This window comes from Sphingomonas endophytica, from assembly GCF_014199415.1.
Lineage (GTDB): Bacteria > Pseudomonadota > Alphaproteobacteria > Sphingomonadales > Sphingomonadaceae > Sphingomonas > Sphingomonas endophytica.
Genome location: NZ_JACIJN010000002.1, coordinates 162,564 through 188,829 on the forward strand (window position 1 = coordinate 162,564; position 26,266 = coordinate 188,829).

General features: G+C 68.6%; 28 protein-coding genes and 1 tRNA gene. 13 read left to right on the forward strand and 16 right to left on the reverse strand.

Features of this window, described 5'->3' with window-relative positions; translation table 11 throughout:
• The first annotated feature begins 80 nt into the window (after positions 1–80).
• Complete coding sequence (locus tag FHS97_RS03590) at positions 81–728, forward strand: sigma-70 family RNA polymerase sigma factor (protein WP_184033290.1); 648 nt, start codon at positions 81–83, stop codon at positions 726–728.
• A 64-nt stretch (positions 729–792) separates the two neighbouring features.
• Here the strand turns inward: FHS97_RS03590 and FHS97_RS03595 are convergent, their stop codons facing one another.
• The gene (locus FHS97_RS03595; RefSeq protein ID WP_184033292.1) at positions 793–972 is read right to left on the reverse strand and encodes a hypothetical protein; all 180 of its coding nucleotides are present in this window, start codon (positions 970–972) and stop codon (positions 793–795) included.
• A gap of 39 nt (positions 973–1,011) precedes the next feature.
• Between FHS97_RS03595 and FHS97_RS03600 the strand changes: the two genes are divergently transcribed.
• The 7 genes from FHS97_RS03600 (at position 1,012) to FHS97_RS03630 (ending at position 8,244) form a co-directional block, all read left to right on the forward strand.
• Positions 1,012–3,657, forward strand: coding sequence for a bifunctional [glutamine synthetase] adenylyltransferase/[glutamine synthetase]-adenylyl-L-tyrosine phosphorylase (locus tag FHS97_RS03600; RefSeq protein ID WP_184033295.1), 2,646 nt, complete (start codon positions 1,012–1,014; stop codon positions 3,655–3,657).
• Positions 3,636–4,082, forward strand: a complete 447-nt coding sequence (locus FHS97_RS03605; protein ID WP_184033296.1) for a peroxiredoxin — start codon at positions 3,636–3,638, stop codon at positions 4,080–4,082. Before FHS97_RS03600 ends, FHS97_RS03605 begins: the two co-directional genes overlap by 22 nt.
• 521 nt (positions 4,083–4,603) lie before the next feature.
• Positions 4,604–5,740: a M23 family metallopeptidase gene (locus FHS97_RS17385; RefSeq protein WP_246346421.1), complete on the forward strand. Its 1,137-nt coding sequence runs from the start codon at positions 4,604–4,606 to the stop codon at positions 5,738–5,740.
• A 156-nt stretch (positions 5,741–5,896) separates the two neighbouring features.
• Positions 5,897–6,235 (forward strand): iron-sulfur cluster insertion protein ErpA, encoded by a 339-nt coding sequence (gene erpA, locus FHS97_RS03615; RefSeq protein WP_184033297.1) that lies wholly within the window; start codon positions 5,897–5,899, stop codon positions 6,233–6,235.
• Between the two features lie 37 nt (positions 6,236–6,272).
• Positions 6,273–7,043: an exodeoxyribonuclease III gene (gene xth / locus FHS97_RS03620; RefSeq protein ID WP_184033298.1), complete on the forward strand. Its 771-nt coding sequence runs from the start codon at positions 6,273–6,275 to the stop codon at positions 7,041–7,043.
• The gene (locus FHS97_RS03625) at positions 7,043–7,843 is read left to right on the forward strand and encodes a transporter (protein ID WP_246346463.1); all 801 of its coding nucleotides are present in this window, start codon (positions 7,043–7,045) and stop codon (positions 7,841–7,843) included. The genes xth and FHS97_RS03625 overlap by 1 nt, the downstream gene beginning before the upstream one ends.
• A gap of 155 nt (positions 7,844–7,998) precedes the next feature.
• Entirely contained in the window at positions 7,999–8,244 is a 246-nt protein-coding gene (locus FHS97_RS03630; protein ID WP_184033300.1) for a hypothetical protein, read from the forward strand.
• Positions 8,245–8,296: 52 nt separating this feature from the next.
• Here FHS97_RS03630 and FHS97_RS03635 read toward each other — a convergent pair whose 3' ends face one another.
• Positions 8,297–9,448, reverse strand: coding sequence for an N-acetyltransferase (locus tag FHS97_RS03635; RefSeq protein WP_184033302.1), 1,152 nt, complete (start codon positions 9,446–9,448; stop codon positions 8,297–8,299).
• A gap of 120 nt (positions 9,449–9,568) precedes the next feature.
• Here FHS97_RS03635 and FHS97_RS03640 point away from each other — a divergent pair, with 120 nt between their 5' ends.
• A complete protein-coding gene (locus FHS97_RS03640) occupies positions 9,569–10,648 on the forward strand; it encodes a fatty acid desaturase family protein (RefSeq protein WP_184033303.1) in 1,080 nt (359 codons plus the stop codon).
• A 161-nt stretch (positions 10,649–10,809) separates the two neighbouring features.
• Here the strand turns inward: FHS97_RS03640 and lptG are convergent, their stop codons facing one another.
• From lptG to obgE, 9 genes are all read right to left on the reverse strand, one after another.
• Positions 10,810–11,904, reverse strand: a complete 1,095-nt coding sequence (gene lptG / locus FHS97_RS03645; protein WP_184033305.1) for an LPS export ABC transporter permease LptG — start codon at positions 11,902–11,904, stop codon at positions 10,810–10,812.
• The gene (gene lptF, locus FHS97_RS03650) at positions 11,901–13,100 is read right to left on the reverse strand and encodes an LPS export ABC transporter permease LptF (protein WP_184033307.1); all 1,200 of its coding nucleotides are present in this window, start codon (positions 13,098–13,100) and stop codon (positions 11,901–11,903) included. The genes lptG and lptF overlap by 4 nt, the downstream gene beginning before the upstream one ends.
• A gap of 85 nt (positions 13,101–13,185) precedes the next feature.
• A complete protein-coding gene (locus tag FHS97_RS03655) occupies positions 13,186–15,138 on the reverse strand; it encodes an ATP-binding protein (RefSeq protein ID WP_343053357.1) in 1,953 nt (650 codons plus the stop codon).
• A 47-nt stretch (positions 15,139–15,185) separates the two neighbouring features.
• Entirely contained in the window at positions 15,186–16,454 is a 1,269-nt protein-coding gene (spt, locus tag FHS97_RS03660; protein ID WP_184033309.1) for a serine palmitoyltransferase, read from the reverse strand.
• A 5-nt stretch (positions 16,455–16,459) separates the two neighbouring features.
• Positions 16,460–16,702 (reverse strand): acyl carrier protein, encoded by a 243-nt coding sequence (locus FHS97_RS03665; RefSeq protein WP_184033311.1) that lies wholly within the window; start codon positions 16,700–16,702, stop codon positions 16,460–16,462.
• 42 nt (positions 16,703–16,744) lie between these two features.
• The gene (locus FHS97_RS03670; protein WP_184033313.1) at positions 16,745–17,644 is read right to left on the reverse strand and encodes an NAD(P)H-binding protein; all 900 of its coding nucleotides are present in this window, start codon (positions 17,642–17,644) and stop codon (positions 16,745–16,747) included.
• Positions 17,641–18,744, reverse strand: coding sequence for a glutamate 5-kinase (proB, locus tag FHS97_RS03675; protein ID WP_184033315.1), 1,104 nt, complete (start codon positions 18,742–18,744; stop codon positions 17,641–17,643). Before proB ends, FHS97_RS03670 begins: the two co-directional genes overlap by 4 nt.
• Before the next feature lie 32 nt (positions 18,745–18,776).
• Positions 18,777–19,367, reverse strand: coding sequence for a Uma2 family endonuclease (locus FHS97_RS03680; RefSeq protein ID WP_246346422.1), 591 nt, complete (start codon positions 19,365–19,367; stop codon positions 18,777–18,779).
• A gap of 13 nt (positions 19,368–19,380) precedes the next feature.
• Complete coding sequence (gene obgE / locus FHS97_RS03685; RefSeq protein ID WP_184033317.1) at positions 19,381–20,427, reverse strand: GTPase ObgE; 1,047 nt, start codon at positions 20,425–20,427, stop codon at positions 19,381–19,383.
• 214 nt (positions 20,428–20,641) lie between these two features.
• On the opposite strand from obgE, the gene FHS97_RS03690 reads away from it, so the two are divergent.
• Complete coding sequence (locus tag FHS97_RS03690; protein WP_184034054.1) at positions 20,642–21,262, forward strand: DJ-1/PfpI family protein; 621 nt, start codon at positions 20,642–20,644, stop codon at positions 21,260–21,262.
• A gap of 19 nt (positions 21,263–21,281) precedes the next feature.
• Here the strand turns inward: FHS97_RS03690 and FHS97_RS03695 are convergent, their stop codons facing one another.
• Entirely contained in the window at positions 21,282–21,881 is a 600-nt protein-coding gene (locus FHS97_RS03695; RefSeq protein WP_221233098.1) for a TetR/AcrR family transcriptional regulator, read from the reverse strand.
• 55 nt (positions 21,882–21,936) lie between these two features.
• Between FHS97_RS03695 and FHS97_RS03700 the strand changes: the two genes are divergently transcribed.
• Positions 21,937–22,791 carry a metal-dependent hydrolase gene (locus FHS97_RS03700; RefSeq protein ID WP_184033319.1) on the forward strand — a complete coding sequence of 285 codons (855 nt, stop codon included), beginning with the start codon at positions 21,937–21,939 and terminating at the stop codon, positions 22,789–22,791.
• Positions 22,792–22,840: 49 nt separating this feature from the next.
• On the forward strand, positions 22,841–24,079 hold the full coding sequence (locus FHS97_RS03705; RefSeq protein ID WP_184033321.1) for a S41 family peptidase: 1,239 nt from the start codon (positions 22,841–22,843) through the stop codon (positions 24,077–24,079).
• An 85-nt stretch (positions 24,080–24,164) separates the two neighbouring features.
• Here the strand turns inward: FHS97_RS03705 and FHS97_RS03710 are convergent, their stop codons facing one another.
• From FHS97_RS03710 to hspQ, 4 genes are all read right to left on the reverse strand, one after another.
• Positions 24,165–24,716, reverse strand: a complete 552-nt coding sequence (locus tag FHS97_RS03710) for a GNAT family N-acetyltransferase (protein WP_184033323.1) — start codon at positions 24,714–24,716, stop codon at positions 24,165–24,167.
• A 184-nt stretch (positions 24,717–24,900) separates the two neighbouring features.
• Positions 24,901–25,170 (reverse strand): 50S ribosomal protein L27, encoded by a 270-nt coding sequence (rpmA, locus tag FHS97_RS03715; protein ID WP_022687450.1) that lies wholly within the window; start codon positions 25,168–25,170, stop codon positions 24,901–24,903.
• Between the two features lie 28 nt (positions 25,171–25,198).
• A complete protein-coding gene (gene rplU, locus FHS97_RS03720; RefSeq protein WP_022687449.1) occupies positions 25,199–25,495 on the reverse strand; it encodes a 50S ribosomal protein L21 in 297 nt (98 codons plus the stop codon).
• A gap of 134 nt (positions 25,496–25,629) precedes the next feature.
• Positions 25,630–26,010, reverse strand: coding sequence for a heat shock protein HspQ (gene hspQ, locus FHS97_RS03725; protein ID WP_184033325.1), 381 nt, complete (start codon positions 26,008–26,010; stop codon positions 25,630–25,632).
• A 128-nt stretch (positions 26,011–26,138) separates the two neighbouring features.
• On the opposite strand from hspQ, the gene FHS97_RS03730 reads away from it, so the two are divergent.
• Positions 26,139–26,228, forward strand: a tRNA-Ser gene (locus tag FHS97_RS03730).
• Positions 26,229–26,266 lie beyond the last annotated feature (38 nt).

The following is a 26,266-nucleotide window of genomic DNA, read 5'->3' on the forward strand; positions in this document are numbered from 1 at the left end:
TGGCCAAGCGGCCAGACGCTACCTATCTTGACGGCTCGGACGTGCGCCAGACGGGCGCCGGTCCAGCACAACGGAGCGGCATGACCCAATCCAATACGCTCGCAGACGACGCGCCCGACACGGCGCCGGTCGAGCACGTCGCGCTCTCCGACCCGGAGTTCAAGAAGCAGCTGGCGCTGGTGATTCCGCACCTGCGCGCCTTCGGGCGGTCGTTGTCGGGCAATCGCGATCTGGCCGACGATCTGGTGCAGGAGACGTTGCTGAAGGCATGGGCGGCGCGCAAACGCTTCCAGGCCGGCACCAACATGCGCGCCTGGACTTTCATCATCCTGCGCAACCTGTTCCTGAGCCAGATGCGCCGTGCGCGTTTCAAGGGCGAGTGGGACGATCTGGTCGCCGATCGCGTGCTCGCCGCACCGGCCAGCCAGGACAAGCACGTCGAGCTGGCGGACATGCAGCGCGCGCTGATGCACCTGCCGCAGCCGCAGCGCGAGGCGCTGATCCTAGTCGGCGCGGGCGGGTTCGCTTACGAGGAAGCGGCCGAGATCTGCGGTGTCGCGGTCGGCACGATCAAGAGCCGCGTGGCGCGAGGGCGCGTGGCGCTCGAGGCGTTGATGGCGGGAAGCGCGCTGTCCTCGCGGCGCGATCACGAAGTCGATAGCGAGCGATCGACGCTCGACTCGATCATGAGCGAAGTCGACGAACTCAGCCGCGATCGCGACGCGTAGGTAACGGTCCCGTTCCTCGAACGTCATCCCGGATCAAGTCCAGGGTGACGGGTTCGGCGGATAATCAGTTTCGAAAGCGTACCCGCCGCAACTGGTCGAGGCACGCCTCCATCTCGCACGGCAACTTTGTCTCCTTGCGGAACGCCGCGCGCAACGGCGTGGCCAGCGCATCCGCGGCGTGCGGATCGCGCACCACATAGGCGCCGTGCGGCGGCATACCGTCAGAGGAGGCTTCATGAACCATGGTGTGGCAACGCCGGTTTTGCGCTAAGGTTGCGGGCGTATGACAGATGCTGTCACCGAGGCGCGGGCGCGCGCCGCACGCTTTGCGCCGTTTCTGGACGGGTTGATCGCGCGAGAGGCGGTAACGGCCGCCGCACTCGCGGCGGAAGCGCTGCCCGTCGGCAAGCGGCTGCGGCTGGAACGGCGCGAACTGGCGTTGCGGGTCGCCGAAGGCGATCTGGCCGGGAGGCTGGATCTGACCGGCGTCACCGCGGCGCTGACCGACTTCGCGGATTCGGCGCTCGACCGCGCGATCACGGCTGCGATCGCCGAGCGGACTCCCGAGGCGACACCTCAAGGCTTTGTCGCGATCGCGCTCGGCAAACAGGGAAGTCGCGAACTCAATTATTCGTCGGATATCGATCCGATCCTGCTCTATGATCCGCGCACGCTGCCGCATCGCGCGCGCGAGGACGTCGCCGATGCGGCAGTGCGGATCGGGCGGCGCGTGCTCGAGTTGCTGCAGGCGCGCGATGCCGACGGTTACGTGCTGCGCGTCGACCTACGGCTGCGGCCGTCGCCCGAGGCGACGCCGATCGTCATCCCGATCGACGCGGCCATCGCTTATTATGAGTCGCAGGCATTGCCGTGGGAGCGCGCCGCCTTCATCCGCGCGCGGGTGGCGGCGGGCGACCGCGCGCTCGGCCAGCGGTTCCTCGACACGATCCGCCCGTTCATCTGGCGGCGGAGCCTCGACTTCGGCGCGGTCGGCGAGATCCTCGACATCACCCGGCGCATCCGCGACCATCATGCGCAGGGGCAGGCGTTCGGCCCCGGCTATGACCTGAAGCGCGGCCGCGGTGGCATCCGCGAGATCGAGTTCTTCGCGCAGATCCACCAGTTGATCCACGGCGGCCGCGACGCGACGCTCCGCGCGCCCGCCACCCGCGATGCGCTGGCGGCGCTGGCCGCGGCGGGTCGGATCGACCCCGAGGATGCGCACGCGCTGACGGCGGCCTATACGCTGCTTCGCACGATCGAGCATCGCATCCAGATGATCGACGACCGGCAGACCCATGCGCTGCCGACCGGCGAGGGGCTCGACCGGGTCGCGCGGCTGCACGGACTGACGGATGGCGCGGCGTTGCTCGACCTGCTCCGTCCGCATGTCGAGCGGGTCGCGGCGACCTTCGACCGGCTCGCGCCCGCGCCGACCGCCGCGGTGCCGCACGAGGCGGGGCGGCTGGCCGACTATCTCGCCGCTGCCGGGTTCGCCGAGACCGACGATGCCGCCCGCCGGATCGTCGCGTGGCGCGAGGCGCGCTACCCGGCGCTGCGCAGCGGCGCGGCACAAAGCGCGCTCGAAGCGGTGCTCCCCGGACTGGTCGAGGCGTTGGCGCAGGCGCCGGTGCCGTTGCTGGCGCTCAATCGGCTCGACCGGTTGCTCGAGCGGTTACCGAGCGCGATCAATATCTTCCGCTTGCTGGAGGCGCGGCCGGCACTCGCCACGCTGCTCGCCGAGATCCTCAGCCACGCGCCGACGCTGGCCGAGGCGCTGGCGCGGCGCCCCGACCTGCTCGACGGGTTGATCGACGCGAGTGCGTTCGATCCGGTCGGCGACGTGCCGACGTTGATGGCGCAGATGCGCGCGACCGAGCCGGGTGCGGACTATCAGGCGGTGCTCGATCATGTGCGGCGCGTCGTCGGCGACCGGCAGTTCGCGCTGGGCGCGCAGATCGTCGCCGGGCGTGCCGATCCGCTGGAGGTCGCCGCCGGCTATGCGCGGGTGGCCGAGGCGGCGGTGGCGGTGCTGACCGCCGCGACAATCGCGCCGTTCGAGGAAGCGCATGGCCGCGTGCCGGGCGGCGAGCTGGTGATCCTCGCGCTCGGGCGGCTCGGCGGCGCGGCGCTGACCCACGCGTCCGACCTCGACCTGATCTATCTGTTCACCGGCGACTTCACCGCCGATTCGGATGGCGCCAAGCCGTTGGGGGCGACGCTCTATTTCACGCGGCTGGCGCAGCGCGTGACCGCGGCGCTGTCGGTACCGACCGCGGCGGGGCCGCTTTATCAGGTCGATACGCGGCTGCGGCCCTCCGGTACGCAGGGACCGCTGGTGGTGAGCGTCGACTCGTTCGCGCGGTACCAGCGCGAGGAGGCGTGGACGTGGGAGCATATGGCGCTGACCCGCGCGCGCGCGATCTATGGCAGCCCGGCGGCGCGCGGCGCGGTCGAGGCGATCGTCGCGCGGGTGCTGGGCGGCGAGCGGGCCAAACACGATATTGCCGGCGACGCCGCGGCGATGCGCGCCGAGATGGCGCAGCACAAGCCGCCGCAAGGGCCGCTCGACGCCAAGCTGCTGCCCGGCGGGCTGGTCGATCTGGAGTTTGCGGTCCATGTCGCGCAACTGACGCGCCGCATCGCCTTCACCCCCGAACTCGGCAAGGCGATCGATGCATTGATCGCTGCCGGGGTGTTCGCCCCAGCGCTGCGCCCGTCTTATGACCTGCTCGGCCGTCTGCTCGTCACCGTCCGGCTGATCGCGCCCGATGCGCAGGAGCCTGCCGCGGCGGTGACGCGCGCGCTGATCGCGCGCGCGGTGATGCTACCGGACTGGGAGACGGTGCTTGCCACGCTGGCCACGGTGCGCGAGAGCGTCGCGGCAAGCTGGCAGGAGAGCATCGCATGGACACCCTCCCGGACGTGACCGCGACCGGCGCCGATGGTGCGCCGGTGCGGCTGCACGATCTGCCGCGCCCGCTGGTCGTCTATTTCTACCCGAAGGACGACACGCCGGGCTGCACGCGCGAGGCGCAGGACTTTTCGGCCTTGTCCGACGACTTCGCCGCCGCGGGCGTCGGCGTGCTGGGCGTGTCGCGCGACACGGTCGCGAAACACGCCAGGTTCCGCGACAAACATGCGCTGACCGTCGCGCTGGCCAGCGACCTCGACGGCAGTGTCACCGAGGCGTTCGGTGTCTGGGGCGAGAAGCAACTCTACGGCAAGACGTACATGGGGATCGACCGCGCGACGTTCCTGTTCGATCGCGAGGCCAAGCTCGTTCACGTGTGGCGCAAGGTGAAGGTGCCGGGGCATGCGGCGGCAGTGCTCGACGCCGCGAAGGCGCTGTAGAGCCAGCCGACATTCGCGGGATGACGTCGGCTCGCCGCCGTTGCATTCCGTCTCATTTCCTCCTTATCGCTCCGGACTTGAGCCGGGGCCCCGCTTCTTTTCGGCAAGCGCGGCGAAAGGCGGGGTGCCGGATCAGGTCCGGGATGACGAAGGATGTTGGTGGGTTGCAGGTGCCGTCCCGTACAATAGTCAATCTACGATCACCGAGCACCCGTCTTTTCTGCGACCCCGAACGTGATCCGGAGCGACGAACGGGACGGGTATTCGGCGCGAAGCGCCGACAACAATCCCGACGACCCGGACGTCGACCGCCCCGCGAGCGGCCGAACTGCCGCTTCTTACAACGGCTCGGCGCAGGACTCCGGCGCTTGGACGCGCCCGGCGGCTGACGCTATTGCGTGATTAACCTTCTGCCGCGCACAAACCTTTGCGTTCGCTGCAGCGGTTCTTTCGCGGGCGGACACGGAAAAAGGGGAAGACCGGCGCGTGCCGCACCGGTCGCAGTCTTGATCTGGGGTTCGATGACCGACACCGCTTCTTTGCCGGCCGGGCGGCCGCTTGTTCGCCTGAATGCCGTATTCGCCGGACGACCGGCGCTGCTGCGCGGGGGCGCCGCACTTCTGCTCGGATTCGCTGGCTATGGCGCGCTGCAGGCGTCGACGCAGGTCGCCGAGGCCGCCGGGCTGACGCCCGCCGCCGCGGCGCAGGCGCAGCGGATGCAGGCGATGGAGCATAAGGTCGCGCGGATGCAGGCGCGGGTCGCCACGATCCGCACCGCCGCGCAGCAACATGCCACGCGCATCGAGCAGCGGCAGGCGCTGTTGACCGCGGCGCTGACCGGGCAGGGCGATGCACGCCGGATGGCGCTGGCGACGCTCGCGGTCGATCCGCAGGCGACGCGCGTCGCCGCCGACACGATCCGTCCGTTCCTGAAGGTCGAGCGTCGGCAGGTCGCGCTGGCGCAACTCGCCGAGCAGCAATTGCTCGATCGCTATGCCGCGACCGCCCAGCAACTTCGCCAGCGCGGCATCGCGCCGAGCCGCGTTGCCAAGGCAGGTTCGGCGATGGGCGGCCCGCTGGTCGAGGCGACCAGCACCGAGGCGCGCGCCGATCTCGCCGCCGACCAGCAGTTCCGCTCGCTGTTCATGACCTGGAAGAAGCTCGATCGGCTCGAACAGGGCGTGATCGCGATCCCGTCGGTGCAGCCGGTGCAGAAGCTCCAGTTCACCAGCAATTTCGGGATCCGCTCCGACCCGTTCCGCGGCACCGCCGCGATGCACGCCGGGGTCGACATTCCCGGCCCGTCGGGCACGCCGATCTACGCGACCGCCGATGGCGTCGTCAGCCACGCCGGCCGGCAGGGCGGGTACGGCAACATGGTCGAGATCAACCATGGCAAGGGCATCGCGACCCGCTACGGCCACCTTTCCAAGATCATCGTCGCCGACAACACGCGCGTGAAGCGCGGGCAGCTGATCGCGCTGATGGGCTCGACCGGGCGCTCGACCGGGCCGCACCTTCATTATGAGGTGCGGATCGACGGTCACGCGGTGAATCCGGTGCCGTTCCTGACCACCGCCGATTATCTGATGGCCGCGCAGGATCGCGCGGTCGGGCAGATCCCGGTGTCGACCACCGGCCCCGCGCCGCAGGACTGAGGCGGGGCGACTTCCTCATACCGTCGCCCCGGACTTGATCCGGGGCCCAGCTTCTTTCCGCCGGCCGCGGTAAGAAGCGGGATCCCGGATCAGGTCCGGGATGACGAAGAAGGGATACTCTTTCCGATTGAGCCGATCGCGCCTATCTTGCCCGCCATGGCCACGCTCGCACCCGACATCATCCTCACCCCTGCCGCCGCGGCGCGCGTTGCGGCGATCGCCGCACGCCAGAACAAGCCCGCGATCCTGCGGCTGTCGGTCGAGGGCGGCGGCTGTTCGGGGTTCCAGTATCGCTTCGGCTTCGCCGACGCGCCCGAGCCCGCCGACCTGATCGCCGAAACCGATGGGGTGCGGCTGGTGGTCGATGACATCAGCCTCGATCTCGTCCGCGGCGCCAGCGTCGATTATGTCGAGTCGCTCGGCGGCGCGTCGTTCAAGGTCGAGAACCCCAATGCCGCGAGCGGCTGCGGGTGCGGCACCAGCTTTTCGGTGTAGTTAGACAAGCGCCTGCGCGGCGTTTAGACCGGCGCGCGTGAAGATCGTCACCTACAACGTCAACGGCATCAAGGCGCGGCTCCCGCGTCTGCTCGAATATCTCGCCGAGGAGCAGCCCGATGTGGTCTGTCTCCAGGAGCTGAAGTCGAGCGACGGTACCTTTCCCGAGGCCGACATCCGTGCCGCCGGCTATGGCGCGGTATGGCACGGACAGAAGGGGTTCAACGGCGTCGCGGTGCTGGCGCGCGGCGTCGACCCGGTCGAGCGGCAGCGCGGGCTGGCGGGCGAGCCCGAGGACGAGCATAGCCGCTATCTGGAATGTGCAATCTTCGGGCTGGTGGTGGCGTCGATCTATCTGCCCAACGGCAATCCGCTGCCGGGGCCGAAGTTCGACTATAAGCTGCGCTGGATCGGGCGGTTGCAGGAGCGCGCGCGCGCGTTGCTCGCCGAGGAGCTGCCGGTCGTGCTGGCAGGCGACTACAACGTCATCCCCAACGACGACGACACCTTCTCGGTCAAGGCGGTGGCGTCGGACGCGCTGATGCAGCCCGAGAGCCGCCACGGCTATCGCGCGCTGCTGGCGCAGGGCTGGACCGACGCGCTGCGCACGCGCAACCCCAAGGGCGGCGTCTGGACCTTCTGGGATTATCAGGCGGGCGCATGGCAGCGCGACGCGGGGTTCCGGATCGACCATCTGCTGCTGAGCCCGGCGGTCGCCGACCGGCTGGCCGACGCGGGCGTCGACAAGGCGTATCGCGGGCGCGAAAAGGCCAGCGACCATGCGCCGACCTGGGTGCGGCTCCGGTGATGCGCCGATGGGGCGCGGTGGCGCTGCTGGCGTCGCTCGCGACCGCGGCGGCCGCGCAGGACGCACCCGGGGTGCGCTTCTGCCCCAACCGGCCGTCGCTGGGGGCGAGCGGGTGCACGACCCTGCCCGGACAGGTGCAGGTCGAGCTGGCCGGGGTCGACTGGCAGCGCGACGATGACGGCGAGACGCGCGAGGATTTGATCCGCAGTGAGGTGACCGCGCGGATCGGGCTGACGCGAAACAGCGAGGCGCAGATCGGGTGGACGCCGCTCGGCACGCTGCGGACGCGCGATCTCGCGAGCGGCGCGGTGTCGCGTGACACCGGCGCGGGCGATGTGACGCTCGGCTGGCGGCGCGCGCTGAGCCATCCCGATGGCAAGAAGCTGTCGTCGGCGGTGCAGCCGTATGTGACGCTGCCGGTCGGCCAGCATGAGATCGGCGCGGGCGACTGGTCGGCGGGTATGGTGCTGCCGGTGATGTGGCGGATCGACAAGAAGTGGAGCGTCGACTTCACCGGGCAGGTCGCCGCCGCGGTCGATCAGGATGGCCATGGCCGACATTTCGACGCCACCGGCGTGTTCGGCATCGGCTATGCGCTGACCGACAGCGTCACCGCCAATGCCGAAGTCTCGGTCGAGCGCGATCAGGATCCGGCGGAGCATGTCGTCCGGACGCTAGCGGCGGCGTCGCTGGCGTGGAAGCTGACCAAACGCACCCAGCTGGACCTGCTGGCGGTGGCTGGGCTGAACCATCACGCCCCCGATGCGCGGGTGGCGCTGGGCGGCGCGTTGCTGTTCTGACCGCCAATCGGCGCATCGCGCCGAAACTTGGTGTGCTTTGCCAGCGTAATACACCTGTCATAGACGAGAAAGCGCGGAAAACCGTCGAATTTCGAATTGGCACGATGGCTGCAATGTGTCCTGCGTCCCCGATCAACGGGGCAGGGAGACCCGCCATGAAGACCATCGCCACCGCCGTCATCGCCAGCCTGTTCGCGGTCGCTCCGGCGCATGCCGCGCCCAAGGCGACGCCGACCGCCGAGCCGTCGCCCGCCGTCGGCGCGCTGTCCGTGCCGGTCCGCAACGCCAAGACCCGCTATTGCTACAAGACCGAAATGACCGGTTCGCGGATCGTGTCGCGCGTCTGCAAGACCCGCGATGCCTGGAAGGACATCGGCGTCATCGTTCCCGAGAGCCTGTGACCGCCGGCATCCGGCGGGGCGCCGGCGCCGGCCGGAGCCCCGCCGCAGCGGATCAGAAGGTCCGCTCGTACACCTGATAGATCTTGTTGACGCGGCTATCGATCGCGGTCGCGATCGAATTCATGCCCTGATTGTCGTCGAGCACCCAGCCGATCTCGCCGCGTGTCGCACCGTAATGCGTGACCGATGCCTTGCGGATCGCCTCGATCATCATGAACGCCAGTTGCCCGGCAAGCCGGGAGCTTTGCAGCTCCTTGCGCACGCCCATCAACGGCACGCGCATCGTCTGCACGCGCGGCTTGCGCAGCCACCACAGCACCTTCGCCCAGCCGAAGGGGAAGAGGTTGCCGTGCAGCGGCTTGATCGCCTCGTTGAGGTCGGGAAGCGTGATCATGAACGCGACCGGCTTGCCGTCCAGCTCGGCGATGCGGATCAGGTCGTTGAAGACGATCGGCTTCAGCTTGACGCCGACATCCTTGATCTCGGGCGGGGTGAGCGGGATAAAGCCCCAATTGTCCGACCATGCGTCGTTGAGGATGTCGAGGATGATCCCCGCCTCTTCCTCGAATTTGTTCTTGTTCACCTCGCGGATGACGATGCTCTTGTTCGCATCGCCCGAGCGGATGATCCGCTTCACCAGCGGCGGAAATTCCTGCGTAATGTCCAGCTCGTAGGTGATGAGCTGCTTGACCGGCCCATAGCCGGCGCGCTCGATCCAGCCGCGATATTCCGGCTTGTGATGCCCCATCATCACGGTCGGCGACTGGTGATAGCCCTGGATGAGCAGGCCCGGCTCTTCCCAGATCGACATGCTGACCGGGCCAAGCGCGCGCGTCATCCCCTGTTCGCGCAACCAGCCCTCCGCCGTCGCGAGCAAGGACGTGAAGATGCCCTCGTCCTCAGCATCCATCAGCCCCCATTGCCCGCAGCCGGGTCCGAAGCCGCGTTCGGCGGGCATCTCCAGCCCGAGCGTGTCGATGTGCGCGGAGATGCGCCCGACCACCCGGCCGTCGCGGCGTGCGAGGAACAATTGCGCCTTGGCGTGGCTGAACCAGCCGTTCTTCTCCGGCGTGATCAGCCCGAGCGCCTCGCCCTTCAGCGGCGGCACCCAGTAGGGATCGTCCTTGTAAAGACGAAATGGCAGGTCGACGAACGCCTTGCGGTCGCTCTTGGTCAGGACGGGAGTGATCGAAAGCTCAGCCATGTTGCTGGCGTGTAAACGGCTCACTCGATCATGGCGAGTGAACAATTATCCAGAATGGCGGGCACGCCGGTCCTGTTCCGGTCACGCTGTCGCCACTATGTTCGGACAATGGATATGCCCATGAACACCATGACTCTCGATCGTGCGACTGCCGACGCGCGGGCGGCACGCCCGGTGATCGCTGACGACAAGGCGATGCTGCGCGCGGCTGCCGAGTTGACCCGCGACCTGCTCAAGCCGCGCCCCGGCATCTACTGGGCCGATCTGATCGCCTCGTCGTTGGTCGGCTATGGTGCGCTGGCGGTGGCGATCGTCGCCACCTCGACCGCGCTGGCGATCGTCGCCGGAGTGGTTTCGGTGTTCGCGCTGTATCGCGGGATGAGCATGATCCACGAGCTGACGCACGTGAAGCATGCCGCGCTGCCCGGTTTCCGCGCGGGGTGGAACGCACTGATCGGCGTGCCGATGATGATCCCGTCCTTCATGTATGAAGGCGTGCATAACCTGCACCATGCCAAGACGCGTTACGGCACGTCGGAGGACCCGGAGTATCTGCCGCTCGCGCTGATGAAGCCGTGGACGCTGCCGGTGTTCATCCTCGTTTCGGCGCTGGCGCCGGTCGGGCTGCTGATCCGTTTCGGCGTGCTCGCCCCGCTGTCGGTGTTGTCGCCGAAGCTGCGGGCGGCGGTGGTGTCGCGTTATTCGGCGCTGTCGATCAACCCACAGTTCCGTCGTCGGATGCCGCAGGGCGACGAAAAGACGCGCTGGGAGCGGCTGGAGGCCGCGACCGCGGTATGGGCGCTCGCGCTGATCGTGCTCACCGCCACCGGCGTGCTGCCGCTCACGGCGTTCCTGATTTTCCTTGCCGTCGGGTCGGGCGTGGCGCTCATCAACCAGGTGCGGACGCTGGTCGCGCATCTGTGGGAGAACGAGGGTGAGGTGATGACCGTCACCGCGCAATATCTCGACTCGGTCAACGTGCCGCCGCCGGCGCTGCTGCCGGTGCTGTGGGCGCCGATCGGGCTGCGCTATCACGCACTGCACCATCTGCTGCCGGGCGTGCCGTACCACGCGCTGGGCGAGGCGCATCAGCGGCTGAGCGGGGTGCTGGAAGCAGACTCGCCTTATTACAAGGCGAACTATCGCGGGCTGCCGGGGCTGGTCGGCAAGCTGACGATGGCGACGCTACGCGGGCGTTGATCGGTCCGTCGTCGTTTCCAGTCAGGCTGTCACTGCGGGCGTAGTGCGGCAATCCAGCGCCGGATCACGACGCCCTGGATTGCCGCGCTACGCTCACAATGGCGAATTCCGAGCCGTTCATTGAAGTGTCCGGGGTCTTCGCAGCCCGGAACGTGCCGCCGCTATTCCTCGGTCCTGAGCAGCACCGCTTCGCCGATCAGCAGGAACAGCAGGAACGGTGCCCACGCGGCGAGGAACGGCGGGTAGGCGCCGAGATTGCCCATCGCCAGCGCGAAACTGTCGGCGACGAAATAAGCGAAGCCGAGCGCCATGCCGATCACCGCTCGGACGAACAGCGCCCCCGAACGCGCGATCCCGAACGCCGCGACCGCACCGAGCAGCGGCATCAGCACCGACGACAGCGGCCCCGACAATTTGTGCCAAAGCACGCCCTCCAGCGCCTTGGTCGGGCGGCCGGCTTCCTCGAGATCGCCGATCGCCTCGCGCAGGCCGGCGAACGACAAGGCGTCGCCGTCGACGTTGGCGAGCGTGAACTGGTCGGGGGTCACCCCGCGCCCGACGACGGTCGCGCCCAGCCGCGTCACCGCGCCCGACGCCACGTCGAAACGGCGCGCCGGCCAGATCCGCCAGCCATCGCCGTCACGCACGCCGTTCGGCGCGTTGATGAGCCCGCGCAGCCCGCCATCGGGATTGCGTTCGTAGACCGTGACATTGCCCAGCCGCGCACCGGTGCCGCGCCCGCCGATCGCGCCCGCCTGGATCAGATCGTCACCGGCGCGAACCCAGACGTTGCTGCGGTTGCCGCGATCGATCGGCATCGTACCGTAATTGACCTTCTGCCACGCGCTCAGCTCCGCCGTGGCGCGGCTGACCACGCGGTCGTTGAACGCGAAGGTGACGAGCGCGATGCCGACGCTGGCGATCACCAGCGGCGCCAGCACCTGATGCGCCGACAGCCCGGCGGCCTTCAGCGCCACGACCTCGCTGTTCGCGTTCATCGTGATCAGCGTCAGGATCGTGCCGAGCAGCACCGAGAAGGGCAGGAAGGTCGAGATGAGCTGCGGCGCGCGCAGCGAGACGTAGCGCCACACCTCGGCATCGCCGTTGCCGGCGGTGGCGAGGATGCGGCCGCTCTCACTGAGCAGGTCGAGCGTCTGGAGCACCAGCACCAGCCCGAACAGGATGCCGAAGGTGCGCGTCAGGAACAGCCGCGCCATGTAGATCGCGACGGTGCGCGACGGGAACAGCGCGGTCATGCGCGGGCCTCCTTGCGGCGGCGACCGGGCAGGTAGCGCGCCACCATCGCCCAGGCCTTGCCGAAGAACCGCTCGAGCGCGCCGATCGGCTGCCCGCCGGGGACGTTGGCGATGGTGTGGTACATCCACAAGATCAACGCGGCGAAGATGACGAACGGCACCCACAAGGCGATCGCCGGGTCGACCGCGCCGCGCTCGCCGAGCGACGCGGCATATTGGTTGATCTTGTGATAGGTGACGACCATCACGATCGACAGGAACACGCCGAGCGCCGAGGTCGAGCGTTTCGGCGGGACGCCGAGCGCGACCGCCAGCAGCGGCAGCAGGAACATCGACGCGACCTCGACCAGCCGGAAATGGAATTCGGCGCGGCTGCCGTCGCGTTGCTCCGCGCTGCGCGTCGGCGCGTGGCCGAGCTTGGCCAGTTCGGGGAGCGTATATTCGAGATTCTTGCCGCCGCGGGTGCGGAAGCTCTCGAAGCGCGGCAGGTTGATCGGCAGATCGTGCGCGGTGAAGGTCAAGGTTCGCGGCGTCGTGAAATCCGGGCGGTTGTGGATCAGCGTGCCGTTGGTCAGGCGGAAGATGATGACGTTCGGATCATCCGTCGCAAGGAACTGCCCGGTCGCGGCGGTGACGCCGACCCAGTCGCCCTTGGGCGATTCGGCATGGACGAAGATCCCCGACAATTGCCGGCCGCGATCCTGGCTGCGCTCGATGCGGAGCGTCATCCGGTCGCCGAGATGCGTGAACTCGCCGACCTTGATCGACGCGCCGAGCGCGCCGGTGCGCAGCTCGAAGCGCAACTGCTCATAGGCGTAGCGTGCCTGCGGCTGGATATAGCCGACGATCGCGATGTTGAGCGCCGCCAGCACGATCGCGTAGAAATACGGCACGCGCAGCAGCCGACCGTAGCTCATCCCGACCGCGCGCATCACGTCCAGCTCGCTGGAGGTCGCGATGCGGCGGAAGGCGAGCAGCACGCCGAGCATCAGCCCGATCGGAATGCCGAGCCCGAGATATTCGGGGAGCAGGTTGGCGAGCATCTTCCACACGACGCTGACCGGCCCGCCCTGCGTCGCGACGAAGTCGAACAAGCGGCGGATCCGGTCGAGGATCAGCAGCATCGCCGAGATCAGCAACGTCGAGAACAATGGCAGCGCGATCAGCCGGGCCATGTAGCGGTCGATCGAGGTCATGGGCGGGGCGGCGCTGCCTTTGCGAGGGGAGACGAGACGACCGGCTATAGGATGGGTCGGCGGGCGCGTCAGTAGCCGATTTGGGTCATTCCGCCGCAAGCGGTGCCGGATGATCGCCGCGCGCCGCCGCGGCGGTCACCGCGCGGTCGAGCGCGGCGAGCGTGAACGGCTTGCGGAGCACCGGATGGTCGCCGAGCGCGACGCCGCCGTTCGCCTCCCCCGCGAAGCCGGTGACGAAGAGGACCGGCACGTGCGCGAAGGCGGGCGGGAGCGTCGCGATCATCTCCGGCCCGGTCAGCGCCGGCATCAGCACGTCAGACAGGATCAGGTCGACCTGCGTCATCCCCGCCAGCACCGTGCCGACCTGCGTCGCGTCGTCGCAGGCGACCGGCTGATGGCCGAGGTCGGCAAGCGCCTCCATCGTCGCGGACAGGACGCGCGGATCGTCCTCGACGACGAGGATCGCGCGGCCGGCATCGGCCGGCGCGGCGGGCGCCAGCGCGATCGGCGTCGGGGCGATGGGCGTAGGCGCCGACGGGGACTTCTCGCTGCGCCGGTCGCGCGGCAACAGCAGCGTCACGGTCGTACCCTCTGCGACGCGCGAGGCGATCGTCACCTCGCCGCCGATCTGGCGCGCGAAGGCGAAGGTCTGGCTGAGCCCCAGCCCGGTGCCCTTGCCGAGCGGCTTGGTGGTAAAGAACGGCTCGAACACGCGGTCGAGGACGTCCGGTGCGATGCCGCAGCCGGTGTCGGCGACCGCAAGCGTCATGAACTCGCCGCTCGCGCCCGCCGCACCGTCGCCGGGAAGCGACGTATGGCCGGCGCGGATCGTCAGCGTGCCGCGTCCCTCCATCGCGTCGCGGGCATTGACCGCGAGGTTGACCAGGGTGTTTTCCAGCTGCACGCGGTCGACGCGCACGCACCAGCCGTCGCTTTCATCCTTCAGCACCAGCGTCATGCCGTCGCCCAGCGAGCGGGTGAGCATGTCGCCCAGCCCATCGAACAGCGCGGCGGCGGTGATCGGTTCGGGGTTGATCGCGGTCTCGCGCGCGAAGGCGAGCAGCCGCGCGGTCAGCGCCGCGGCGCGCTCCGCCCCCTCGCGCGCGCCCTCCAGATGCCGCGCGGTCTCATCCGCGCCGTGCGGCAGATGGCGGGCGGCGAGTTCGACCCCGCTCAGCACCACCGCGAGCATGTTGTTGAAGTCGTGCGCGATGCCGCCGGTCAATTGCCCGACCGCCTCCATCTTCTGCACCTGTCGCAGCCGCGCCTCCTGCGCGCGCAATTCCTCGGTCGCGCGCGCCACCGCCTCCGCCAGTTCGTCGGCGCGGAGCCGCTCGCTTTCGGCCTCGTCGCGCGCGATCGCGCGGCCCGCAAGCGCCTCGACCATCACCCAGCCCATCGTGATCCCGCCGCCGACCAGCAGCACGCCGAACACCGCGAGCACCTTGGCGATGGTTGTCGAGCGGCGCACCGAGGCGCGCGCCTGCGTGGTGCGCATCTCCAGCAGCAGCCGTTCGTCGGTGATGATCCCGTCGAGCGAATCGTTGATGCGCGTAAGCGCGTCGCTCTGCCGCGCCTGGTAGAAGCGCGAGAGCGCCTGGCTGTTCTTGCCGTAATTGGTGCTGAGCGCGGTCAGCGCCAGTTCGTCGCCGCGGGTGCGGAACGCCTCCTGCAGGATCGCGACATGCGTGAGCTGCACGTCATTGTCGCGGACCAGCTTGGCAAGCCGCCCGATCGCCTGCCGCGCGCGCCGCCAGTCGTCGTAATAGATCTGGCCGAGTTGCTGGTCGCCCGAGATCACGTAGCGGCCGAGCGACGCCTCGGCATGCGCGACCGTCCCCTGCACCGTGCGGGCGAGGATCATCACGTCATAGCTGTGCCGCTGCGACGCCAGCGCGCGGTCGCGCTGCCCGTTCACCTCGGCCAGCGTGACGACGAGCAACGCGAGCACGACCGCGCCGGCGATCGCCATCACGCTGAGCGTGATGGTGCGCCAGGCGCCGGTCAGTCGTCCGGTGATGTCGTCGCGATCGGTCACGGCCGCGACGTTAGGTTAACAAGCGTAAAGAGAAGGCAAATGCGCCATCACTTGGTCGCACCCGCAAGGCGGCCCGCCGCCGCAAACATCGTGATGACCTGTTCGATCTGTTCCGATGTATGTTCGGCACAGATCGAGCAGCGCAGCAGGAAGGTGCCCGAGGGCGTGGCGGGCGGGCGCGCGACGTTGACGTACAGCCCCGCTTCCAGCAGCGCCTGCCACATCACCACCGCCTGCGCCTGATCCTGCAGGATCACCGCGACGATCGCCGAGTCGCAGGTTTCGGTGCCGAGCGCGAAGCCCAGCCCCTTCAGCCCGGCGTGGAGCCGGCGGGCATTGTCCCATAGCCGCGCGCGCTTGTCGTGCGCGGTCATCAGCTTGCGCACCGAAGTGGCGGCGGTCGCGACCACCGATGGCGGCAGCGAGGCGGTGAAGATGTACGGGCGGCACGAGAAGCGCAGCCCCTCGAACTTGGGATGGTTCGAGATGCAGAAGCCGCCGACCGTGCCGACCGACTTGGAGAAGGTGCCGATCACCAGATCGACGTCCTCGCCGAGCACCAGCCCCTGCGCCTCGTAGACGCCGCGGCCATGCTCGCCGAAGAAGCCCATCGAATGCGCCTCGTCGACCAGTACCATGCAGCCGTGCTTCTTGGCGACCTGCACCATCTCGCGCAGCGGGGCGATGTCGCCGAGCATCGAGTAGACGCCCTCCAGCACCACCAATTTGCCCGGCTCCTTGGGCAGGCGGCCGAGGCGCTTGTCGAGGTCCTCGACCGAATTGTGGCGGAAGCGGACGATCTCCGCATCGCCCATCTTGCAGCCGTCGTAGATCGAGGCGTGGCTGTCGGCGTCGAGGATGACGTACTCGCCGCGGCCCGCCATCGTCGAGATCGTGCCGAGGTTGGCCTGATAGCCGGTCGAGAAGACGATCGCGCCGCTCGCGCCGTAGAATTCCTTGAGCGCGTCCTCGGCCTCGACGTGATCGCGGAAGGTGCCGTTGAGCATCCGGCTGCCGTTGGTGCCGCTGCCGAAGCGTTCGAGCGCGCGGGTGCCGGCGGCGATCACGTCCGGGTCGAACGTCATCCCCATGTAATTGTAGGTGCCGAGCAGGATCGTCTCCTGACCGCGGATCACCGCGGTGGTCGGCGAGGTGACCTCCTCCATGACGATCCCGAACGGATCGCGTACGCCCGAGCTCATCAGCGCCGTGCGCTCGGCGAGCAGCGGATCGAACTTCGCGAACAGATCGCGTGCGGGCGGCGCGGCGACGGGCTCGGCGGGCAGCTTCTCGCTCTGGAGGCCGGTCTCGGTCATGTCGTTCAGCCCCGCAGCTTCTCGACCGCGTCGGCGAGCTGGCCGACGTTTTCGATCTCGGCCTGCATGTTCATCGTGATGATGATGTCGAATTCGTCCTCGATCGCGGCGACGAAGTCCATCACGGTCAGCGAATCCCATTCCAGGTCGCCCTGGAAGCTGGTCGCTTCGGTGATCGCGACGCCCTTCTTGTTGAAGGGTTCGATCTGCGTGCGCAGCGTGTCGAGAATGGCGGTGCGGTCGGTCATGCGGATGCTGTGGCCCTGAAATGCGGCAGTTGTCTGACCGCGCTATAGCAAGCCGTGGGCGCGATACCATCGTGCCGTTTCGGCCAGCCCCCCGGCGGCGGCGATTTGCGGCTGCCAGAGCGCAGGCGGCGGAGCCTTGGCGGGGTCGGCGGTCCAGTCGGGGTGGACCATATAGGCGACGCGGTCGGCGGTCAGCTTCGCCTTCCGGCCGCGCAGCAGCCGGTCGGCGCGGGCGGCGGTGCGCAGCAGCGCGGCGGGGAGCGGAAGCGGGACGGCGCGCCGCCCGACCGCCGCGCCGATCGCGCGCGCGAAATCGGCATAGCTGAGCGGGTGGCCGTCGCTGGCTTCGTAGACGGCACCGTCGCCGGGCGCTTCGGCGAGCGCGAGCAACAGGCGGGCGAGATCGGCGACATGGATGATCGACAATCGCCCGCGCGGCGGAATCGGCACCACCCCGGTGCGGCGCGCGGCGCGGAACAGATCGCGCTGCTCCACGTCGCCGGGGCCGTAGACGCCGGGCGGGCGGACGATCGTCCAGTCGAGCGCGCTGGCGGTGACCACGTCTTCGGCGCCGCCCTTCGACCAGCCGTAGTTCGACAGCGAAGGCTCGCGTGCCGCCAGCGACGAGACATGGACGAAGCGGCGGACGTTCCACGTCCGCGCCGCGTCGACCACGTTGCGCGTACCATCGATGTTGGCGGCGGCGAAGGCAGCGCGATCGGGGGCGTTGACCGCGCCCGCGACGTGGATGACCGCCCCGGCGGTCGAGACGAGCGTCGAGATCGCCGACGGGTCGTCGAGTGCGCCGGCGATCCACGTCACGCCCTCGCGCGGCGGCTGCGGGCGGCGGGCGAGCGCGCGCACCTGATGCCCGGCGGCAAGCGCCTGTTCGATCAGCACACCGCCGACGAAGCCGGTGCCGCCGGTCAGCGCGAGGATCACAGCAACGCCATATGGTTGCGATGGACGAGCGCGGCGCGTGGCGCGTAGCCGAGCAGCGCGGCATGTTCGTCGCTGCGCCGTCCGAGCAGCCGTGCGGTCTCGGCGGCGTCATATTCGGACAGGCCGCGCGCGATCGGGCCAGCCGGACCGGTGATTGCGACGAGATCGCCGCGCGCGAACGTGCCCTCGACGCGAGTCGCGCCAGCGGCGAGCAGGCTGCGGCCCTCGGTCAGCGCCTGCGCCGCGCCGGCATCGACGTGGATCGTCCCCGCCGCGGTTAGCCCGCCCGCCAGCCACGCCTTGCGCGCGGGTGCGGTGCGCTCGGCGACGAACAGGGTGTGGCGCGCGGCAGTCGACAGCGGGCGCTCGGCGTGGCCGGAGGCGATCGCGAGCGCGGCCCCGGCGGCATTCGCGATCCGCGCGGCGGCGATCTTCGACACCATCCCGCCCGAGCCCATGCCGGAGGCCGAGCCGCGATCGGCCATCGCCTCGATACCGGCGTCGATCCGCTCGACGCGCGGGATGTGCTGCGCGCCGGGCTGCGCGGGGTTGCGATCGTAGAGCCCGTCGATGTCGGAGAGCAGCACAACGCCCTGCGCGCCCGCCGCCTGCGCGATTCGCGCGGCGAGCCGGTCGTTGTCACCGAAACGGATTTCCTCGGTGGCGACCGAATCGTTCTCGTTGATGACCGGCACGGTGCCGAGCTGGAGCAGCCGCCCAAGCGTCGCGGCGGCGTTGAGGTAGCGGCGGCGCTCCTCGAGATCGCCGAGCGTCACCAGCATCTGTGCGGCGGTCAGCCCCTGCGCGGCGAGGACGTCGGCCCATACGCCCGCCAGCGCGATCTGCCCGGTGGCGGCGGCGGCCTGCGCATCCTCGAGACTGGCGCGCCCGCCCTTGGCGAGCCCGAGCCGGCGCGCGCCGAGCGCGATCGCGCCCGACGAGACGACCGCGACCTGTTGCCCGGCGGCGGCACGTTCGGCGATGTCGCGCGCGATCCCCTCCAGCCACGCGCGCCGCACGCCGCCTTCGGGGTCGACGAGCAATGCCGAGCCGATCTTGACGATCAGCCGCGGACAGGCGGCGGGGGGGAAGAGCGACATGGGCGCGGCGTTAGCGCGGCGCGCGGCGGGGCTCAATCGCGCGCGAAGATCTCGGCATGGGGGAGGGTGAGCGACAAGGTCGGCAGCGGCACGTCGAACGGTCCGTCGTGCGCCACGTCGCTCCAGCCGTGCGGGCCGGTGCGCTGGATGACGCGCAGCCGCTCGCTGGCGATGTCGACGAAGACGATCGTGTCGACGCTGTCGAGCGCCTTATATTCGTCGAGCTTCGTCCGCAGATCGGTACGCGCGGTGTTGGCAGACAGCACCTCGAACAGCACGCGCGGATCGTCGAACGACTTGGCGGCGTCGTGCGCAGGATCGTTCTTGCCGCAGAACACCGACACATCGGGGTAGCGCACCGACAGATCGTGGGTGCGCGTCGCCATGTCCGACGTATAGGGCTTGCACCCGCTGCCGCGCAGCGCCGTTCGCAGGAATGCCTGGATGTTGCCGGCCACTTCGGCGTGCCGCGCCGAGCCGCCCGCCATCATGCGGATGATCCCGTTATCCAGTTCCGCCTTCAGGTCGCCGAAATCGACTTCGAGAAACCCCGCGGCACTTAGCAGCGGATAGTCGGGGACGACCAGTGTTGACATGGTGCCAGCATAGTCGCTGGCGGCCATGCTGACCACCGCCTCACACCGGCGACCATTCGACTTCCTGCTCCTCGCCATCGTCGTCGACGGGGCGGTCGGGGGTCGGGATCGCCTCGAGCAGCCGGTCGAGCGCCCAGTCGACCCCGACGCCGCTCGCGCCCGAGATTGGGATCACCTCGGCGCCGCTCGCTTCCTCCAACTCGGCCGACAGTGCCGCGATCAGCTCGTCGTCGAGCGTGTCGATCTTGTTGAGCGCGACCACCACCGGCTTCTCGTCGAGCCCGCCGCCATAGGCGGTCAGCTCGTCGCGGACGATCCGGTAGCTCTCGGCGACGTCCTTGTCGTTGGCGTCGATCAGGTGGAGCAGCACGCGGCAGCGCTCGATATGGCCGAGGAAGCGGTCGCCGATCCCGGCGCCGTCCGCCGCGCCCTCGATCAGACCCGGAATGTCGGCGACGACGAACTCGCGCTGCTTGTGGCGGACGACGCCGAGCTGCGGGCGGGTGGTGGTGAAGGCGTAGGCGCCGACCTTGGCCTGCGCGTTCGTCACCTGGTTGATGAAGGTCGACTTGCCGGCATTGGGGAGGCCGACGAGGCCAGCGTCGGCGAGCAGCTTGAGCCGCAGCCACACCCACGCCTCCTCATACGGCCAGCCGGTGCCGTGCTGGCGCGGCGCGCGGTTGGTCGAAGTCTTGTAGCTGGCGTTGCCGCGCCCGCCGTCGCCGCCGCGCAGGAAGGTGAGCCGCTCCCCGACGCGCGTCATGTCGGCGAGCAGCGTGCGTTCCTCGTCGTCGGCGAGGATCTGCGTCCCGACCGGCACGCGGATGACGAGATCGTCGCCGCCCGCGCCGGTGCGATTGCTGCCCGAGCCGCCCAGCCCGCGCGGGGCGCGGAAATGCTGGGTGTAGCGGAAGTCGATCAGCGTGTTCAGCCCAGCGACGGTCTCGAAGACGATGTCGCCGCCCTTGCCGCCGTTGCCGCCGTCCGGTCCGCCATATTCGATGAATTTTTCGCGCCGGAAGCTGACCGCGCCGGGACCGCCCGCGCCGGAGCGGACGAAGATTTTCGCTTGATCGAGAAAGTGCATGGCGTGCTCCGTACCGCTTTAGCGCGGCTAAAGCGATATCGGAGCGCGCCCGGCAGTCGCGGGCTCGTCCCGCGACCGACAACGCGGCTTCCTTCGCGAAGATCGAGCGACGGCAATCGCTTGTACGCAAACGCGGGTGGAACGGTGAAATTGCGGGCGTTCCGTGGGCTGGCGCTGTATGAAGGCGCCTCAATCATCGCCAAGGAAAGCGGCCATGCAGATTGCAGTTCTGACGTTCGAGGGGTTCAACGAACTGGACTCGTTCGTTGCGGCGGCAATCCTTAATCGCCTGAAGCCGCTTGGATGGGCAGCGCACATCACCTCCCCGACCGAGCAAGTGACGTCGATGAACGGCATCACGGTTCAGCGTCAAAAGCCGCTGGCCTTTGCGGCCGAGGCGGATGCCGTGCTGATCGGCAGCGGCATCAAGACGCGTGACATCGCGGCTGACGAAGACCTGCTTGCCCGGATCGAGCTTGATCCCGCCCGGCAGCTGATCGGCGCGCAATGTTCCGGGACATTGTTGCTCGCCAAATTGGGTCTGATCGGCGATCTTCCCGCCTGCACCGATCTGACGACGAAGCCATGGGTCGTCGAGGCGGGAGTGAAAGTGATCGATGCGCCGTTCGTCGCCCATGGCAATGTTGCGACCGCAGGTGGATGCCTCGCATCGCAGTATCTTGCGACCTGGATGATCGCGCGTGGCGCATCGATCCGCGATGCCGAGGAGGCGATCCGTTATGTCGCGCCGGTCGGCGAAAAGGCGCTCTATGTCGATCGAGCGGTGGGTGTCGTCGCTCCGTTTCTCAGCGACGACGCTGCGATCGCTGCCTGATGGTGTAACGGATCGGCGATTATGCCTCCGTCACGCCCCGATCCCTGAGCAACATCGTCCGCGCGATCGCCCGCGCGCGGTCGCGCGGCAGCCCCAGTGCGCGCGCCATCGGCCCACCCAGCAGCGCGTCGCCCAGCGCCGCCAGCACCAGTTGCAGCGTCTCGTCCTTGATCGGCGCGTCGGGGCGTTGTTCCTCGCGCGACAAATCCTCGACCAGATCGTGGACCGCGGTGAGGATCGGGTCGAGCGCGTCCTGATTGCCGTTGAGGATCATCCACGTCGCCAGCGCCCCCGCGCCGTTCGCGCCAAAGGCGTCGAACACCACGTCGACCAGCTCGGCCGGGTCCTTGCGCTCGCGCGAGCGGCGCGCCGCGTCACGGATCGGCGCGACAACCAAGGCGGTCATCCGCTCGATCAGCGCCGATTGCAGCCCGTCCGCCGAGCCGAAATGGTGGAGCAGGTTGGCGTGCGTCCGCCCGATCCGCCCCGCTACCGCCTTCAGCGTGACCGCTTGCGGTCCCTGTTCGACCAGCAGCACGCGCGCCGCCTCCAGCGCCGCGTCGCGCGACGCCTCGGGGCTCAGCCGCCGGCGTGGGGTTGCAATCGGGGCAGGAGACAATTAACTGACACCAATGTAAATAGACGGATCGTGTTCGTCCTTAGTGGAGGTTTCCATGGCGAAAGCAACCACTCCCGCCGACCTGACCATCACCCCGCGCGACCGGCGGTTCGGACGCGGTGCGGCGATTCGCCGCTGGTGGCTCAACGACGATCCCTATGCGACCGCCTTCTACAACGCGCTGTCCGTCACCTTCCCGAAGGGCGAAGGGTTCTTCGTCGACAGCGTGCGCACGTTTCGCGACGGCACCCCGCCGCGGCTGACGCGCGAGATCAACGCCTTCATCAAACAGGAGGTGCTGCATACCCGCGAGCATGTGGCGTTCAACCGCCATGTCGCCGATCAGGGGTATGACACGGCGCTGCTGGATCGCGATGTCGATGCCGCGCTGGCGCTGACCAAGGGACGCCCGCCGATCGGCAGCCTCGCCGCGACCACCGCGCTCGAACATTTCACGGCGATGCTCGCGCACGAGTTAATCGCCGATCCGCGCCATCTGGCCGGCGGCGACGAACAGGCGCGGGCGTTGTGGCTGTGGCACGCCGCCGAGGAGATCGAGCACAAGGGCGTCGCCTATGACACCTGGCTGCACGCCACGCGCGACTGGCCGCGCTTCACGCGCTGGCGCGTCAAGGCGCTGGTGATGCTGATCACGACGTGGCGGTTCGTTCATGGCCGCGCGCGCGGGATGGCCGAGTTGCTGCGGCAGGACGGGTTGACCGGGCCGAAAGTGTGGGCGCGGATGGCATGGTATGCGTTCGGTTATCCGGGAATGGCGCGGAAAGTGGCGGGGGTGTGGCTGGCATATTTCCTGCCCGGCTTTCACCCGTGGAAGCACGACGATCGGGCGCTGATCGGGCTGGCCGAGAGCGATTACGAGGCGGCGGTGCTGCCGAAGGTTGCCGCCTGAGCCGGTCGCGGCGCTTGCCTCGGCCGCCCGCGTCATCGATGCTGCCGCGATGAAAAGCCCTAGCCTGATCGCCTGTATCGCAGCGCTGTTGTCGCTGCCCGCCACGGCCGTCGGCGCACAGGAGCGCGCCGCCGCGTTCGAAGCACCGAAGGCATGGGCCGAGTTCGCGACGCTGCTGCACGAGCGTTACGGTTATTTCGCGCGCAGCGGGGTCGATGGCGAACGGATCCTCGCCGCCTTCGCCGATCGCGCGCGCACCGCGCCGGACGACAAGGCGTTCATCAATGTCCTGCAGCACGTCGCGCACAATTTCGCCGACCCGCATTTCGTCGTCGGTCCGCTCGACAGCGAGGACTGGTCGATCGTCCCGACCGCCTCTGATCTTTTCGGCCGCTACGATGGCGGCAACTTCGTAATTTCGGACGTGCGCGAGAATGGCGATGCCGCCGGGCAGGGCGTACGGCCGGGCATGACGGTTGTGCGTGTCGAGGGACTCACGCCGCGCGCGGCCGTCGAGGATGTGACCGGACGACGCTTCGCCGAGCTGAGCGCGCTGCAGATCGATTTTGCGTTCAACGTCGCGCTGGCCGGGCATCGCAAGCGCGCGCGGACGCTGGAGCTTGCCGATGGCGGACGGCAGCGGCGGTTCGCGCTGACGGCGAGCAATGATCTGGCGCAGCGGATCGAGGACGGTCCACTGCTGACCGTCGAACGGCACGGGCGCATCGGGGTGATCCGCATCAACAATTCACTCGGCGACCAGAAGCTGATTGCGGCGTTCGGCGCGGCGCTGGCCGGGCTGTCCGACACCGATACGCTGCTGATCGACCTGCGCAATACGCCGAGCGGCGGCAACACGAGCGTCGCACGCGGCATCATGGGGCATTTCGTCGATCACGACCGGCCGTACCAGATGCACGTCGTCCCCTTCGAGACGCGGGTGCTGGGGCCGACGCGCAAGTTCGTCGAATATGTCGCGCCGTTCGGCACGCGCTATCCTGGTAAGGTCTATGTCGCCGGGGGGCGCTGGACGGGCAGCATGGGCGAAGGACTGATGATCGGTTTCGACGCGATCGGCGCGACGACGGTCGGCAGCGTGCTGGCGCACCTGCTCGGCGCGCTCGACAATGCCACCATCGAGGGATCGGGCGCGACGATCGACCTCGGCACCGAACAATTGTTCACCGTAACCGGGCTGCCCCGCGAGTCCTATCGTCCGACGCTCTATCTGGACCATGCCGAACGCACCGCGCAGGGCGACCCGGTGCTGGCAGCGATCGCGCGCTGACGACCGCCCCGGTGCGCGTGCGGATGGTCGCGATGCGCCAGCCTCGCCGATCCGGCGCGCGCGAATGCCGCATCCGATCGCGCGGTCAAGCCGCGATCGGCATCGTCCCGGCAAACGGTGCCGCTGCGGCGTCGAGATCGAGCGCGAAGTCGACCGCCGCGACCGTCCCGCCGCGCGCCAGCGACCAGCGCTGTGAGCGACCCGTCTCAACGAAGCCGAGCTTGCGCAGGACCGCCCCCGACGCCGGATTGTCGGCGTGATGATAGGCGGTGAGTCGCGTCAGCGGGAGCGCGTGGCGCGCAATGGCGAGCACCGCACGCCCTGCCTCGGTCGCATAGCCGCGGCCCCAGGCGTTGGGGGTCAGCCAGTAGCCGAGTTCGTGATCGCCGTTTTCGGCGCGGTGCAGCCCGATCCCGCCGATCAGCCGGTGATCGCCGCTGCGCTCGACGATGACGAAGCGCGGCTCGGTCGCGCCACGCGGGAGCGACAGGAAGGTTTCGGCATCCGCCGGCGTATAGGAACAGGGCGCGCGCGCAAGGCGGTTGACGACCGCTTCGTGGCCGATCGCCTGCGCAAGCGCGGGCGCGTCCTCGAACCAGCCGGGCCGTAACGTCAAGCGGGGCGTCAACGCGAACATGTGCTCCATCTCCTGCGACGGGCCCGTGGCACGCGACAATGACGCGCGCGCGACACGGGAACGGTTAAGTGGAGGGAGCAGCAATAAAAAAGGGAGCCGGGGCGGACCCGTCTCCCTTGTCTGGCTGGGTTCCGTCGCGGAACCCCGGGTCGCCCTGGTGGGCAACCCGTGTGGTCACCCGATGTTATTCGGCCGCGGCCGCAATCATGTCGACCGAACAGAATTTGCGGCCGAGCTTGCCGTCGTGGAACACCACGCGGCCGTCGACGAGCGCAAACAGGGTATGGTCCTTGCCGATGCCGACGTTGCGGCCCGGATAGAACTTGGTCCCGCGCTGACGCACGAGGATGTTGCCCGCGATCGCTTCCTGACCGCCGAACTTCTTCACGCCAAGGCGACGGCCGGCCGAATCACGACCGTTACGCGACGAACCGCCTGCTTTCTTATGTGCCATTGTGTCTGTTCCTTTCGCGCTTTGGGGCTCAGCCGACCGAGACGATCTTCAGGATCGTGTGGTTCTGGCGATGGCCATTGCGGCGACGATAGTTGTGACGGCGACGCTTCTTGAAAACGATCACCTTCTCACCCTTCGCCTGGGCGATGATTTCGGCGGCGACCGTCAGGCCCGCGACGTCCTTCAGCTCCGCGCCCTCGCCAGCGAGCAGCACGTCACCCAGCGTCACCGACGCGCCGGCCTCGCCCTCGATCTTCTCGACGACGATCTTGTCTCCGGCGGCGACGCGGTACTGCTTGCCGCCCGTGCGCACGACTGCGAACATGGCTACGATGTTTCCTTCAACGGGAATTGCTTCCCAAATGTCATGGACCGCGACGGACACAGCCGCACGGTTGAAGCGTGGCGGTTAGGATAGCCCTTTCGGGATGTCAACCGATTCCCCGGCCGCGGGACAGGTTAATGGCGGTGCAGCCGCTTCAGTCCATAGCGTCCGCCGTCGAACCGGTCGAACAGCCCAGCAATCGCGGGGTGGTCGACGGGTTCGTCGCTGTCGTCATGCTCCAGGTTCTGCTGGCTGACATAGGCGACGTAGCTCGATTCGAGATTCTCGGCGAGCAGATGGTAGAAGGGCTGGTCCTTGGCGGGACGCAGCGTCTCCGGGATCGACTGATACCATTCCTCGCTGTTGGCGAAGACCGGATCGACGTCGAAGATCACGCCGCGGAAATCGAGCATGCGGTGGCGCACCACGTCGCCGATCGAGAAACGGGCGTGGGCGATCGGCGGGGCGATCGGATCGGCAGGGAGGCGGGTATCAGCCAGCGCATCGCGGGTCATGCCAGCGTATCTAGTGCAGAAATCGTGCAGCACAACACGAGATGCGCTTGCGCTGTGTATCGCAAGCCGCTAGGGGCCGCGCCTCGACCCACCGCCGGGCGCTTTTCGGAGCCGCCGGTGACCCTCGCGGAGAGGTGGCAGAGTGGTCGAATGCACCGCACTCGAAATGCGGCGTGCCCTCACGGGTACCGTGGGTTCGAATCCCACCCTCTCCGCCACTTCATCATCTCAGCTGGTTTCCAAAGGCCCCGGACGG